The sequence below is a fragment of the Emticicia sp. SJ17W-69 genome (assembly GCF_051209875.1).
GTDB lineage: Bacteria > Bacteroidota > Bacteroidia > Cytophagales > Spirosomataceae > Emticicia.
On the sequence record NZ_JBNTQY010000001.1, the window covers coordinates 5,403,432 to 5,417,350 of the forward strand.

General features: G+C 34.9%; 13 protein-coding genes. 7 read left to right on the forward strand and 6 right to left on the reverse strand.

The genetic code is table 11. The annotated features are described in order from the left end of the window. Window positions 1–118 precede the first annotated feature (118 nt). The 6 genes from ACQUQZ_RS22215 to ACQUQZ_RS22240 all read right to left on the reverse strand — a co-directional run bounded on the left by ACQUQZ_RS22215 (window position 119) and on the right by ACQUQZ_RS22240 (window position 2,945). Entirely contained in the window at window positions 119–529 is a 411-nt protein-coding gene (locus tag ACQUQZ_RS22215; protein ID WP_435357286.1) for a hypothetical protein, read from the reverse strand. Window positions 530–568: 39 nt separating this feature from the next. Continuing rightward, window positions 569–1,000, reverse strand: coding sequence for a hypothetical protein (locus ACQUQZ_RS22220; RefSeq protein ID WP_435357287.1), 432 nt, complete (start codon window positions 998–1,000; stop codon window positions 569–571). Window positions 1,001–1,063: 63 nt separating this feature from the next. Beyond that, entirely contained in the window at window positions 1,064–1,501 is a 438-nt protein-coding gene (locus ACQUQZ_RS22225; protein WP_435357288.1) for a hypothetical protein, read from the reverse strand. Between the two features lie 58 nt (window positions 1,502–1,559). Beyond that, window positions 1,560–1,988 carry a hypothetical protein gene (locus ACQUQZ_RS22230; RefSeq protein ID WP_435357289.1) on the reverse strand — a complete coding sequence of 143 codons (429 nt, stop codon included), beginning with the start codon at window positions 1,986–1,988 and terminating at the stop codon, window positions 1,560–1,562. Between the two features lie 67 nt (window positions 1,989–2,055). Continuing rightward, window positions 2,056–2,466, reverse strand: coding sequence for a hypothetical protein (locus ACQUQZ_RS22235; protein ID WP_435357290.1), 411 nt, complete (start codon window positions 2,464–2,466; stop codon window positions 2,056–2,058). A 98-nt stretch (window positions 2,467–2,564) separates the two neighbouring features. After that, window positions 2,565–2,945 (reverse strand): hypothetical protein, encoded by a 381-nt coding sequence (locus ACQUQZ_RS22240; RefSeq protein ID WP_435357291.1) that lies wholly within the window; start codon window positions 2,943–2,945, stop codon window positions 2,565–2,567. Between the two features lie 240 nt (window positions 2,946–3,185). Between ACQUQZ_RS22240 and ACQUQZ_RS22245 the strand changes: the two genes are divergently transcribed. The 7 genes from ACQUQZ_RS22245 to ACQUQZ_RS22275 all read left to right on the forward strand — a co-directional run bounded on the left by ACQUQZ_RS22245 (window position 3,186) and on the right by ACQUQZ_RS22275 (window position 13,657). After that, the gene (locus tag ACQUQZ_RS22245; protein WP_435357292.1) at window positions 3,186–5,084 is read left to right on the forward strand and encodes a sensor histidine kinase; all 1,899 of its coding nucleotides are present in this window, start codon (window positions 3,186–3,188) and stop codon (window positions 5,082–5,084) included. Continuing rightward, window positions 5,081–6,940 carry a sensor histidine kinase gene (locus ACQUQZ_RS22250; protein ID WP_435357293.1) on the forward strand — a complete coding sequence of 620 codons (1,860 nt, stop codon included), beginning with the start codon at window positions 5,081–5,083 and terminating at the stop codon, window positions 6,938–6,940. The genes ACQUQZ_RS22245 and ACQUQZ_RS22250 overlap by 4 nt, the downstream gene beginning before the upstream one ends. A gap of 137 nt (window positions 6,941–7,077) precedes the next feature. Then, on the forward strand, window positions 7,078–8,853 hold the full coding sequence (locus ACQUQZ_RS22255) for a sensor histidine kinase (protein ID WP_435357294.1): 1,776 nt from the start codon (window positions 7,078–7,080) through the stop codon (window positions 8,851–8,853). 124 nt (window positions 8,854–8,977) lie between these two features. Continuing rightward, window positions 8,978–9,607: a response regulator gene (locus ACQUQZ_RS22260; RefSeq protein ID WP_435357295.1), complete on the forward strand. Its 630-nt coding sequence runs from the start codon at window positions 8,978–8,980 to the stop codon at window positions 9,605–9,607. Window positions 9,608–9,645: 38 nt separating this feature from the next. After that, window positions 9,646–10,599, forward strand: coding sequence for a D-2-hydroxyacid dehydrogenase (locus tag ACQUQZ_RS22265; RefSeq protein WP_435357296.1), 954 nt, complete (start codon window positions 9,646–9,648; stop codon window positions 10,597–10,599). A 76-nt stretch (window positions 10,600–10,675) separates the two neighbouring features. Then, complete coding sequence (locus ACQUQZ_RS22270; protein WP_435357297.1) at window positions 10,676–13,012, forward strand: DUF5916 domain-containing protein; 2,337 nt, start codon at window positions 10,676–10,678, stop codon at window positions 13,010–13,012. A 111-nt stretch (window positions 13,013–13,123) separates the two neighbouring features. Then, window positions 13,124–13,657 carry a hypothetical protein gene (locus tag ACQUQZ_RS22275; RefSeq protein WP_435357298.1) on the forward strand — a complete coding sequence of 178 codons (534 nt, stop codon included), beginning with the start codon at window positions 13,124–13,126 and terminating at the stop codon, window positions 13,655–13,657. The last annotated feature ends 262 nt before the right edge of the window (window positions 13,658–13,919 follow it).

Consider the following 13,919-nt stretch of genomic DNA (forward strand, 5'->3'; position numbering starts at 1 on the left):
AAATCAATACAAACTTGTTTGTATTTTTGTGTAATTGTTTGATTATTAGTTATTTAAAACACAAAAAGAGCTTCTTTAAAGAAAGCTCTCTTTGTAATTATTACCAAGTGATGATGTTTCAATTTCCTGCATTCGGGCTATTGTTATCATCCAATTTCCAAACGATGCGAGTCAAATCTCCTGATGGAATAAATGGAAGTCCTGGAGCTGGACAAGGAATACATTCGGCCCATCCTTCGGTGATAACTTTAATGCCACATTCACAATCTAAACCACCGTTTGTGCTACCATCATGGTTACCTAATGCTAATTGTTTGAGATTATTTTGGCATTTCATTCTAACCATTACGGTTTTTCCACCTCTTCGTGTGATATAAAGTGTTCCAACTTTTCCAAAATCGACGGTGTTATTTCCTTCTACTAACCTTACACTTTTTTCAACAGTGTTTTCAAGAGGATTTTGTGCAAAAAGGGCGGTACTTAAACTTGAAATAATAAGAGTTACGATTATGAGCATTTTAGTTTTCATGATATTTTGAATTTATTTAAAGAGTTGATAATGAGTAAATTATAATCTTGATGCTGCTTCTCTTACTTTCTGAACGGCTGGCAATAAAAGCCCGATATTCCATTCATTTTGACCGTTCGATAAATCGCAAGGTTTACACATACACATTCCGATATTTTTGTTGGCTGTGCCAAAACACGCATCTGGTACTGGACATTTACAAGGAATTGTTGGAGCACCTTCGACTGTACCATCGCTTGGATTTAGTCGCACGATTTTCCCAGCGGCATCTTGGAAAATCACATTTGAGAAAGTTTCTCCACGCTTCACAAATCTGATTGTTCCTCTTCCGTTTGGAATCTGAACTGCGTTAGTTCCTTCAGTCATTTTGATAGAACTTATCAAAACATTTTCTAATTCATAACTTTGAGCTGAAACTTTGCCTACCAAAGTTACTACTAAAAAGGCGAATACTACGATTGATTTTTTCATGGCTTGTTTTGTTTGTAAATATTGCTCGGCGATACGCCATAGCTGTTTGGTTAAAAGTTAGATTTAATTTTGTTTGTGAATAATAATTTCTAAACGACTTGGTTTGGTAGTTTCAGTAGAATTTGCTCCTGCCGAAATCGTGTTACCAGTACAACCGTAGCAACAATATCCTTCTATACAAATTTTATGGCATCCACCTTTGCAGTTATCACAATTACTCTCGCAACCGGGCACTTGGGCAGTAGGGTCGCCTGTTGGACCACCCAAACCAAGTTTATAAATTTTACCCGTAGCATCTTGAAAATTAGCATTTTGTACTTGTCCGCCTCGATACAAGAAACGAACTGTACCTGTACCATTAGGCACTTGAACGGTATTTATTCCTTCTTGAAATCTTACACTAAAGTCATGTGTACTTACTTTGCCAGCACCATGTTGTGCCGAAACTTTGCCAACTAAGGCTAATATTAATAATACGAAAACTAAGATTGATTTTTTCATGGCTGTTTTTGTTTTGATTGTTAAAAAGATGATTTGATAATAAAAATGATATTAATTGTTACTGTCTGGCGGCATTTTTAAAATAGATGGTTGATGTTGAAGGCTCACTATTTGAAGACGAACTCGAAGATTTGAGCGGCTTACATGCCATGCAGCCAAACCCACCATTGCCTTTGTCATCGTTCCAAGTGAAGGCAATGTATTTGTATTTTCCACAAGTACCACAATCGTCTCTTCCTCCCGATTGAGGTTCAACATTGCCTTTAATGATGCTTCCCGTTTCTGTTTGTTGCATTACCTGTGCTACTTCACCGTTTCTAACAATGATTCGTAGAGTAGATTTTGATTTTGGAATCGGGATACTATTTAATCCATTCACTAATCGAACTTCAATTGAGCTGTCATGCTCTGGCTCTGACTGTGCTGACGCTGAAAATGTTATTACAGAAAGTAATAAAAATGTGACTGTTAAAAAATTAGATTTCATGGTTTCTTTTTGTTTTTATTATTGATAGTTGTTTTTACTAAATACTTGATAATAAGGATATTAGTTCTTATTCGGATTCGCCATCGATACCATCAAATCGCAAAAAATGATTTCCGCCACCTCCGCCACTACTTTTGCAAACACAAATACTCATTTGTTGTTCTTCATCTTCCCAGCAAGACACGCCATTAGGACAGTCCATATTTCCTGAGGTTTGACCATCGGTTTTAGTTTTAAATCTTTTAATTTTTCCAGATACTTTTTTTAGACTCAAATTAAAAATATTACCTTCACGCACAAGAATTAGCAAAGTCCCTTTGTTCTTTTCTAAGTTTACAGTATTCATCCCTTCTTGTAATCGAACCGATTGTCTGAATGACAAATCCGATAGGCTTACTTTGCCTGCTCCTTGTGCTAAAACTACGTTTGCGATTGTTGAGAGAATAAAAAATGTGATAATAAGTGTTTTCGTTTTCATGGCTGTTTTGGTTTTATTTATAGGACTATTTTGATGCTACAATTTGGCAGATTCGCTACCCCGATTTCAATACTAACTTGTTTGTAATTTTAAGGTTTTTAATCATTTCCCATCTTTCTGCAAGACAATTTTGCACTTTTGAGAGAGGTTGGTTGGTCTTTACATATACATATACTCATTGTTTGGTCATAATCTTCCCAGCATAAATTTCCATTCGGGCAGTCTGATAATGATTCAATATTATCTGTAGGTTTGAACCTATTTGCTTTACCAGAAACATTTTGGTAAACCAAACTGAAAATTTTATTATCACGTACAAGTATTGATAAGCTACCTTTGTCTTTTTCTAATTTCACAGAGTTGTTGCCTTCTCGTAAAGAAATTTCTTGAGAGAAAGATGTTGATGAAAATGGGTTTTGAGCAAAACTTAAGGTGCAAGCAAATATTAATAGAGCGATTACGATTTTGATAGTTTTCATGGCTTTTTAAAATTTATAGGTTTTCAATGCTATTGTTTTGATGATGCAAAGTTGGCAGATTTGCTACCCCGATTTCAATACTAACTTGTTTGTATTTTTGAAATTCGTCCAAAAGAGTTTTAAAATTTGATTCCCTTTCAACGATGCAAAGTTGGCTGATTCGCCTCCTCAGTTTCAATACTAACTTGTTTGTATTTTCGGTTTTCTCTGCTTATTTTTGAGGAACACTTGCCCGACTCCATGAAAAACTATTTACTTTTTTTTATTTTATTAGTATTTTCTCATGCAGCTATCGGGCAGAAGTTATTGGAAATAAACACTACTGACGAACTTCCTCTCAAAGATTATTTGTATCACCTCGAAGATGCTAAAGGAGATGTTGATATTCTACAAGCCATCAAATTAGCCCAAACAGGTAAATTTACTTTTGCAAAAAGTGCTACCAGCCGACAAGATTTTGGCTATAATACTTCTTCAAAACATTGGCTTTATTTTGAATTAGCATCTAAGCAAAAAAAAGAATTGATGCTCGAAATTGAATATGCCAACATCGACCATCTCGAACTTTTTGAAGTAAAAAATGGCAATATTCGCTCGTTGGGCTTTTCGGGCGATATTTATAAATATGCACAAAGGCCTTATTACAACAATAATTACATCTTTTTACTGCGATTAGCTCCCAATCAAAAAACGCAATATTTCCTGCACGTCAATCAACCAAATGCGATTTTGTCATTTGCGATTAGGCTTTTTCAGTACGATTATTTTAAGCAAACCGATAGGCGTGAGTATATACTTTGGGGAATTTACATTGGTATTATCATGATTTTATTGGTAGTCAATTTGGTGATGTTGATTACGATAAAAGACTGGATATATTTTTGGTACATTCTTTATCAGCATTGCATTACGATGCACCTTTTTTCGGATGCAGGTTTGGGCTTTCAGTACCTTTGGCATGATTACCCGCAGTTCAATATTTACGACCCTGTTTACCTTTATATTTGGGGAGCAATGATTGCTCAATTGACATTTATGCAGTATTTTATTCACCAAAACCGACACAATAGTAAGGTTTTTAAGTGGATAATGGGTTTTAAAATCTTCCTCACTTTTGCTTTGGTTTTGGCAATTGGTATTCATTTTTTTGAAATAAAAGGCAAGGAATTATACATGTACAAAGCAGTTGCTACGGCAACCTCAATTTTTGTATTAATCATGTGCATCCTAACTGTTGTGAGTCTTTATGAAAAGCGAAGTGCCAAAGAAAAATTAGTAAAATACTACGCTTATGCCTTAGTTTTCCAGTTTTTAGGCTACATAATTGTCACTTTATTGAATCTTAGCCAATCGAAAGGTTTGAATTTGCCTTTTGATATCGAAACCTACGTGGTGATGGGAGTTGTGGTGGTCATTGATATATTTTTCTTTTCGTATGGATTGGTTTATCGTTTTGAAAGTTATAAGCGATTGAATCAAAAACTTGAACTTAATATTTTAAATACGAAGCAAGAAAGTCAAAAACGAATCATCGAGTCGCTGGAAGAAGAAAGAAGGAGAATTTCGCAGGATTTGCACGATGATATTGGTGCTACATTGGCAACGGCAAAAGGTTATTTATCGGTTTTAGGACGAGATAAAAAATCACAAGAATTGATTAATTCTCAAAACTTAATTGATAGTGCCGCAGAAGAACTACGCACGATTTCGCATACTTTAATGCCTAAAAACTTCAATAAAATTGCTCTTTCGAGAACGATTGATGAAAGTATCAGAAAAATAAATTCAGATAAAACACAGTTTAAATTTATTACCATTGGCCAACAAAAGAAACTTTCTGAATCGAAAGAATTGCTCATTTTTAGAATGCTGACCGAGTTGCTCATGAATATTCAGAAACACTCGGAAGCCACCGAAGCAACGGTGCAATTGATTTATCACGAAGAGTTTCTGAACCTAATTGTGGAAGATAATGGCAAAGGTTTTGGTGAAAATATGCACGACGGCAAAGGTTTCCGCAACCTTTATGCACGTGCCGAATACCTAAAAGGAGAATTATTGATCGATTCGAACGAGTATGGGACTTCCGTGATTTTGACAGTACCAACCAAAGAAAGCATAAACTTGGAAACTCAATGATACGAAATCTTCTCATACTACTTTTGCTGGTTATTGCGTCAATCTTTGGGTTCTCGTGGTATCATTATCATTCTGTGAAAAATATCAATTCTTTAACCCTTGAAATTGAACATTTTGAAGACCTCCAAAATATTAATGACCCTAACAAATTAATTCAGAGCGATTTGTTCAAGAAACTACCGCAATCGCAAAGCAATTTTGGCAATATCAAAACAATTCAATGGTTTAGATTTAAGTTGGAAGCGGGACTTGTGCCGAGAGAATTATCGCTTGAAATTACGAATCATACTATCAATGAACTTGAATTATTTGAGTTAAAAAATGACACTTTAATTTCACTTGGAAAAACAGGCGACTGGTATAAATTTAGTCAAAGGCCGTCTCCAACCAAGAACTTTGTTTATCCTATCAACTTAGATTCTTATCAAAAAGCTACTTATTTGCTTAAAGTTGACAAAAAAGACGAAAATTTGATAACCGAAATCTTACTATGGAATACCAATGATTTTGAGAATAGCGACCAGCGAACATATTTTTTATGGGGCTTTTTTGTCGGCATTGTGCTGTTGATTGTTATGCTAAGTATGATTTTTGGATGGCTTACTAAAGACCCTGTTTATATTTGGTTTACACTTTATATTCTCGGTTTATCTCTCCGACAATTGACTGACTCTGGACTTGGATTTCAATATATTTGGTACGATTTTCCTATTTTTAATCGCCCAAATCCTCTTTTGCAAGCTCTTTGGTTATTTTTGCCTACAATGCTTCAGTTTCAACAATACTTTTTTGAACTAAAGAAGTATCATAAAAAACTGTATTATTTAGCTGAATTCTTCAAGTATTTTTTTATAAGCTTATTTTGTGTTTTTCTAATATTGCAACTATCAGGATATGTATTAAATCATAACCTATACGTTCTAAGTGCCAAGATTCATTCAATCTCTTCTTCTTTAGGTACTTGTGTCTTTTTATTGATTGCGATTGTTCACTTAAGGTCTAAAGATATTCTCAAACGTTTCTTTGCCATAGCCATTTTAGTGCAATTATTGGGTTTTATACTTGTAATTGTGAAAAATCTGCTACAACAATACCAAGAAAAGAACCTAATCATGCCCGAGTCACATATCATTTATTTGTGGATATTTTTGATTGATATGATTTTGTTTACCTACATTTTATCTGTCCGATACCGCAGTTCGTATAACAAAAATCAACAGTTACAAATAGGATTAATCCAAGTACAGCAAGAGGTAAATCAAGGCGTAATTGACTCTCTTGAATCGGAAAGAGAACAAATAAATTTGATGCTACAAAGTGGAGTTGGCGATAAATTAATCGAAGCCCAAAATCAGATTAAAAACCTTGAAAATACGCCATTATTAAGCGATTCTTTAAAATTGATTGATAAAGCCAATCAAGATTTAAGTAAAATCTCCAAGAATTTATTACCAATAGAATTTGCTGAAAAAGGGCTTGTTCAGACTGTCCAAGAACTAATTTTGAAACTCAATCAAACCCAAAAAATCACTTTCAATTACACTGTAAAAGGCAACGAAACTCGACTTAGCACTCAAAAAGAAGTACAGATTTATCGAATTATTAGTGAATTGATAAATAATATTCTGAAACACTCGGCTGCATCTATAGCCCAAATTTCATTCAATTATGAGAATCAAAAATTAATTGTTTTAACAGAAGATAATGGTAAAGGGTTTGAAATCAGCAAGTTAGATGCAAGTACAAGTGGAATTGGCGTAAAAAACTTGTATTCAAGGGTAAGTTATTTGAAAGGAGAAATCAAAATTGATTCAGGAAATGAAGGTACTAAAATCACGATTGAAATTCCGACTTGATAAAAAATACAAACTTGTTTGTATTTTTTAATTAATACTGTTGTCCTATTTTGCGAGTTCAAACCATAATGATGTTCAAAAAAATACTAAATACTCTTTTTGCTGTACTAATTTTCAATTCAGTATGGTCGCAGGAAATGACAAAAACGCTTGAAATCAAGCCTAATAATTCATTTTCTTTGAAGGGATATTTGTATCGTTTTGAAGATAAAACCAACCAGCTCAACGAAAAAACAATTCAACAAAAAAACTTTGAATTGCTGAAAAATGAAAAAGTAAATGTAGGTATTACCTCTTCCAATCATTGGGTAAAATTTAAGATCAAAAACACTGATAGTCAATTAATTACATATTTTGTAGAAGTAGTAAATCCAAGAATTAATCATTTGGATATTTATGAATTTCGAGCAGATTCTAGTACGAAAAACACCTTAACTGGCGATGCTTTGAAATTTGAAAGCAGAGGATTCCCCAACCGAAATTTTGTTTGTCAACGTTCGCTCAAACCAAACGAAGAAGCGATTTATTATATCATGGCCGAAAAACGCTACGAAGTTTTGAATTTTAAGGTTCAACTTTGGGAGGCAGATGAATTTGAGACAAACGACCGAAAAGATTATTTGAGTTGGGGCATTTTATTTGGACTTACTTTGATTGTTTTGTTGCTCAATGCCGTTGTTTGGTTTGCCACCAAAGACTCAGTTTATGGCTGGTTTATGATGATTATTTTGGCAGGGGCATTTAATATTGGAGCAGCTACGGGACTAAGTTTTCAATATTTATGGCCGAATCATCCTGATATAAATTCTTATTATCCACAGACATTTTCATCGTGGTTGGTGGTATTGTTTCAGTTGTATTTTATGCAACAATTCATTGGTCAAACGGCCCAAAACAGTCGTATTTTTCATTTTGTCAAGAAATTTCAACGCTTCATCATTGGCACTTTGATTGTAAGTATTATTGTGCTGATTTTAGGTTTGATTCCAAAACATTACTTCGGAATCATGCTTATTTTGTCGCTTCTTTTCGACTTTATGGTCATCCCGTTAGGAATTATCAGTGTCATTGAACGTATCAAAAAGCGTGAAAAAATCATCTTGTTTTTAGGAGCAGTAACAATTTTTAAATCATTAGTAGTTTTGATTTACCTTGTAAATGTTGCTTTACAACTCTTTGAATTTGATAGCTTATCGGTAGTTTTATATGATTTTTTGTTTGATTTAATCATCCTTTCGTTGGGTGTTTTGTATTTTGGATTTAGTAAATTCCGTAGTCAAAATGAAGAATTATTAACAGCACTTCACCAAAACGTACAAGCACAATCTCAGCAAGTAATTGATGCTCTCGAAATCGAACGAAACCGAATTGCCGAAGACCTTTATGACGATGTTGGAGCAATTCTCTCAACGGCTATTGGTTATATTTCGAGCGTGATGCGAAAAGCAGAAATCAAGGAAAAGTATCCGATAATTCCTGAAGCACGAAAACTCTTGGAACGAGCAGTAGAAAATCTTAGAAATGTTTCTCATAACCTGATGCCGAAAAATTTTGCTCAATTGGGTTTGTCAAAATCTCTTGCCGAAACGATTGATAAAGTGTCAGAAACCAGCGATATTCAATTTGAATATTTGGTCATTGGTAAAGAGAAAAGGCTTAGTTCTTCTGTCGAAATTCAAGTTTTTAGAATTGCTTCTGAACTTATCAACGATATTTTGAAAAATTCTTTTGCCACAAAAGCTACTTTGCAATTGGCTTATAATGAAGACAATTTAACACTTATTTCGGAAGATGATGGCAAAGGCACACCGATTTATAATAATCTCGAATCAAAAGTGAATTTTATCAACGGAACGCTTAATTTAGACATCAATGATGATGGCGTTACGGTAATTGTTGAGATTCCTTATTAGCAACTGGCTTTTAGCAGTTTGTCGAAAAACATAATATACTTATTATCAATTAGTTACAAGTATTTGACAAGAAATTATAAAAGGCTAATTGCTAACAGCTAATAGCCAAAAGCTGAATAAAACTATGACAAAAATACTAATAGCCGACGACCATCAATTATTTAATGATGGAATAAAAATGATGCTTTCGCCGGAAGATAACCTCCAAATAGTAGGGCAAGTTTTCACAGGAAAAGATGTCATGGATGCTATACATCGACTATCGCCTGATGTGGTTTTGCTTGATATAAATATGCCTCATTTGAATGGGTTGGATGTGGCAGCTCAAATCATGCAGCATCATCAAAGCGTAAAAGTAATTATTCTGACGATGTATAACGACCGAAAATTTGTTGAAGATTGTCAGAAAATGGGCGTTCAAGGTTATATTTTGAAAAATTCCGGCGTTGATGAAGTCATTATGGCCATTGAGGCGGTGGTTGCCAATAAAAAATATTACGACCCAAAACTTACCAAAAGCACTACAAATAATCAGCATACGGATGATTTTTTCATGAAGCAATTTCAGTTAACCAAGCGTGAAATTGAAATCATTGGACTCATCGGAAAAAGTTATACGAATGAAGAAATTGCCGATAAATTATTTTTGAGCATTGCCACCGTCAAAACTCACCGCAATAATATTAACCTCAAACTCGGCATCAATAAACCCGCTGATTTGGTTAAATTTGCCCTCGAAAATGGACTGGCTTAAAAACAGTGCATCGCTCTAAAAATTAACCCCATTATAAAATGAAAATCGTTTTTCTTGATGCTTATACGCTAAATCCTTTGAATGATTTAGATTTATCCATATTACATACACTCGGTGATGTAACGCTTTACGACCGCACTGCACCTGAGCAAATCATTGAGCGAGCGAAAGATGCCGAGATTATTTTGACAAATAAATGTCCACTTAATGCAGTCAGTATCAGTCAGTTGCCTAATCTAAAATATATTGGAGTTGTTGCCACGGGCTATAATATTATTGACATTGATGCTGCCAAATCACGAGGAATAACCGTTGCCAATGTGCGTGGGTATAGCTCCGCCTCAGTTGCTCAATTGGTATTTTCAATGATTTTAAGTTTCACAAATCGAGTTGTGGAACACGCCGAAAACATTGAAAACACATGGACATCTTGCCCTGATTTTTGTTTTTATCATTCACCTTTAGTGGAACTGGACGGGAAAACTTTGGGTATTATTGGCTTGGGCGATATTGGTAAAAAAGTAGCAAAAATTGGCTTAGGTTTTGGTATGAAAATATTGGCAACCAAACGAAACCCTGCCACTGGTGGAATGGACGATGTAGAAATTTGTGGCCAAGAAAAAGTCTTTTCTGAAAGTGATTTTATTACGCTTCATTGTCCGCTAAATATTGATAATCAACAAGTTATCAACATATCCACATTGGCACAAATGAAGGCTTCTGCGATTCTTATTAATACTTCTCGTGGTGGCTTAATTAACGAATCTGATTTAGCAAATGCCCTTAATGAAGGCAAAATTGCAGGAGCTGGACTTGATGTACTTTCGGTTGAGCCACCAAGCAAAAGCAACCCACTTTTGACTGCAAAAAATACGATTATCACCCCCCATATTGCTTGGGCAGGAGTAAATGCAAGAAAGGAATTATTAAAGGGGGTAGTCGAAAATATTCTTGCTTTTCAGCAAGGGAATCACCCAAAAGGGGTGATTTAAAGCCCTTTTTACAAAATACTGCAACTTTTTACAATCAATCTTTGTATAAAGATTAGTACGTACATCAACATTTTTTATGAAAAAACTATACTTTACTGCCATTGGAGCAATCCTATGGGGGATAAACACGCTTTCAGCACAAGACAGTCAAACACAAGAAGAAGACAAGTACAGCATCCACATTAAAAAGTCAAAAACACCCATCAAATTAGATGGTTTACTTGATGAAGATACTTGGAAGTCGGCAGATGTTGCCAAAGATTTTTTCCTCAATCGCCCTTATGATTCTTCCTTTGCAAAACTCCAAACAGAAGTAAAAGTTCTCTTTGATGATAATTTTATCTATGTTGGTGCCATTTGCTACGAGCCTCGCAATTTATATACAGTTGCCTCTCTAAAAAGAGATTTTGCTGGTGGAACAAGTGATGTTTTTACAGTTAATATTGACACCTTCAAAGACCGCTTGAATGGTTTTCAATTTGCGATTAATCCTTATGGTGTGCAGCGTGAAGGGCTAATTTTCAATGGAGGTGAATCTTCTAATTTTTGGGACAATAAGTGGTATTCGCAAGTAAAAAACTATGACGATTATTGGGTAGTTGAAATGGCGATTCCTTTCAAAACGCTTCGCTATAAAGTTGCCGAAGGACAAAATACTTGGCGAGCCAATTTTGGTAGAAACGTCTTACAAAAAAACGAAATTTCTACATGGCGACCTGTTCCACGTAATTTTCCTCCAGCCAATTTGGCTTTTGCTGGAACACTCATTTGGGACGAAAATCCACCAAAATCTGGTGCAAATGTGTCAGTAATTCCGTTTGTATCATTGGCAACGCAAAAAGATTTTCCTAGAAATGAAGAAGATTTAAAAGCACTTCCTACAAGTTCCGAATTTCCTAAAGGAATAGGAATGGATGCCAAGATTGCAGTTACACCTTCCTTGAATTTAGATTTGACAGTAAATCCTGATTTTTCGCAAGTAGAAGTTGATAAACAAGTTACAAATTTGAGCCGTTTTGAACTGTTTTTTCCTGAAAGAAGGCAGTTTTTTCTTGAAAATAATGACCTTTTAGGCAACTTTGGTTTTCCAGATACTCGCCCGTTTTTCTCACGCCGCATTGGAATTACTCGAAACCCCAATACTGGCAATACACAAAGAGTTCCGATTTTGGTCGGAGCAAGACTCAGCGGAAAGCTCAATGACGATTGGCGAATTGGTGTAATGAATATGCAAACCCGCAAAGTAGATTTTGGTAATGAAAAAATCCTTCCTGCTGCAAACTATTCAGTAGCAGTGGTGCAGCGAAAACTATTGAATCGCTCAACTTTAGGGGGTATTTTTGTCAATAAAGAGAATAGCTTTGGTAGCCTAACAGCCGACCAAACCAAAGGCTATCGTCAATTCAACAGAGTTGGGGGATTAGAATTTAATTTTTACTCAAAAGATAACAAATTTCAATCTGAGACTTATTATCATCAATCTTTTTCGCCTGATGGCAATAAAGATGCGGCGAGTATTGCTCATTTTATGGGTTATAACCATCCACATCTTGAGTTGAATTTAGGGCTGCAGCGAATTGGAGAAAATTTCCGTGCTGATGTAGGTTTTGTACCTCGCACAGGAATTTGGCAAATTTATCGACCCTTCACCATTATACTAAACCCTAAAAATCCAAGCATTACGAAATACATCAATGCTTATGGATTTGGGAGTGAAGGGAGTGATGTTTTTGACTTAAAAGGCAATCGACTTGATAGCCAAACCAATCTTTTTGTGTTTGCTAATAGCCCCACAGGTGCCGAAGGTTATATTGCCTATGGTTCAAGTTTTACACATTTATTTTATACTTTCGATCCAACCAATGCTAGCGACAATCCAAACCCTGATACATATAAAAATGTAGTCGAATTACCCATTGGTGATTATCGTTCAAGAACTTTTAATTTGGGTTTTACCAGTAGTCGTAGAAATAATTTTAACGGAGAATTTGATTTTTCGACAGGCTCTTATTTTTCAAATAAAGAGGCAAATATTGATGGTAAATCGACTAATTTTAGTGGCAGCATAGGTTATCGCTATCAACCTTATGGTGTATTCTCGTTGGATTGCAATTATACCAAAATTGATATGCCTAAGCCTTATAATAGCGTAGAATATTGGTTATTGGGGCCACGTGCCGAGCTGTCGTTTTCAAAAAGTGTATTTTTTAGTACATTTTTTCAGTACAATACGCAAACCAATAATGTCAATATCAACTCACGTTTGCAGTGGCGTTTCCGACCAGTGTCAGATATGTTTTTGGTTTATACCGATAATTATTTTGCTGAAAATATTCCCAATTATTATATCAATGCTTGGACTCCTAAGAACCGAGCTTTGATTTTGAAAATGACTTATTGGTTGAATATTTAGACACTGCATAGGGGCAAAAGGTTTCTCATTTGTCTTTAGATGAAATTTCAGTACCTAATACAACTTTTGGTTTTGAAATTTCATCTTTACTAAAAATAAACAAATGAAATCATGAAACGAAATACCTTTATTCTGCTTTTCATTGTAGGGCTATTCTCAATCACTGAAATAAATGCCCAATATCGGCATCATGATGGGCGAAGATACAGATATGCTCCTCGCCCGTATATTCGTGTCATTCCTCGAATCGTTGTACCACGCGTAATTATTCCAACGCCTTCTTTTGGTTTTTCATGGGGTTATGGTAGTTCTCAAATTTACATTGCCCCACCACCGATTATTATAGGAGGAGGCAGAGGTTGGAGACATTATCATCGTCATGGACATACTTGTAATGACCGTTGCCATCGCTGGAGTGATGATAATTATTATAGAAATCAAGACCGTAGGTATTATGATGACGACAGAAGATACAACGATGATAGAGACCGCAGATATTATGAACAACGTGAAGATAATAACCGCCGCTATGAAGATAATGATCGATATTACAATCGTTTAGATACCAAACCATCAGATAGTCAGCCTCAGCAAAAGACATATAATACTGACGAAGATTATTATGAGGACGAGAGCAATACTTGATCAAATTTTTTGGAAAATAATAAAAAGCGAGGGAGAAACCCCTCGCTTTTTTGTGTAAAATGGCAATGATATTGGTCATTATATTTTTAGGATTGTTGTTATTTCAAAAAATAATTGTACTATTCTTATTAACAATTTGATAATCAGGTGATTATCTGATTTTGGTAAGGTTTTCTCATTTATTTTTCATAATTTTGCGGTTTATTTCAGAAAGGTGTTGTCCGTCTTTGTTTATCAGTTGTGTATATGGTAAATGTTGATG

What these genes read in the sequence shown, in the direction of transcription:
- ACQUQZ_RS22215 (WP_435357286.1), bottom strand. Translation starts at nt 529, where the DNA reads ATGAAAACTAAAATGCTCATAATCGTAACTCTTATTATTTCAAGTTTA.
- ACQUQZ_RS22235 (WP_435357290.1), bottom strand. Translation starts at nt 2,466, where the DNA reads ATGAAAACGAAAACACTTATTATCACATTTTTTATTCTCTCAACAATC.
- ACQUQZ_RS22260 (WP_435357295.1), top strand. Translation starts at nt 8,978, where the DNA reads ATGACAAAAATACTAATAGCCGACGACCATCAATTATTTAATGATGGA.
- ACQUQZ_RS22270 (WP_435357297.1), top strand. Translation starts at nt 10,676, where the DNA reads ATGAAAAAACTATACTTTACTGCCATTGGAGCAATCCTATGGGGGATA.
- ACQUQZ_RS22230 (WP_435357289.1), bottom strand. Translation starts at nt 1,988, where the DNA reads ATGAAATCTAATTTTTTAACAGTCACATTTTTATTACTTTCTGTAATA.
- ACQUQZ_RS22255 (WP_435357294.1), top strand. Translation starts at nt 7,078, where the DNA reads ATGACAAAAACGCTTGAAATCAAGCCTAATAATTCATTTTCTTTGAAG.
- ACQUQZ_RS22275 (WP_435357298.1), top strand. Translation starts at nt 13,124, where the DNA reads ATGAAACGAAATACCTTTATTCTGCTTTTCATTGTAGGGCTATTCTCA.
- ACQUQZ_RS22265 (WP_435357296.1), top strand. Translation starts at nt 9,646, where the DNA reads ATGAAAATCGTTTTTCTTGATGCTTATACGCTAAATCCTTTGAATGAT.
- ACQUQZ_RS22245 (WP_435357292.1), top strand. Translation starts at nt 3,186, where the DNA reads ATGAAAAACTATTTACTTTTTTTTATTTTATTAGTATTTTCTCATGCA.
- ACQUQZ_RS22220 (WP_435357287.1), bottom strand. Translation starts at nt 1,000, where the DNA reads ATGAAAAAATCAATCGTAGTATTCGCCTTTTTAGTAGTAACTTTGGTA.
- ACQUQZ_RS22250 (WP_435357293.1), top strand. Translation starts at nt 5,081, where the DNA reads ATGATACGAAATCTTCTCATACTACTTTTGCTGGTTATTGCGTCAATC.
- ACQUQZ_RS22240 (WP_435357291.1), bottom strand. Translation starts at nt 2,945, where the DNA reads ATGAAAACTATCAAAATCGTAATCGCTCTATTAATATTTGCTTGCACC.
- ACQUQZ_RS22225 (WP_435357288.1), bottom strand. Translation starts at nt 1,501, where the DNA reads ATGAAAAAATCAATCTTAGTTTTCGTATTATTAATATTAGCCTTAGTT.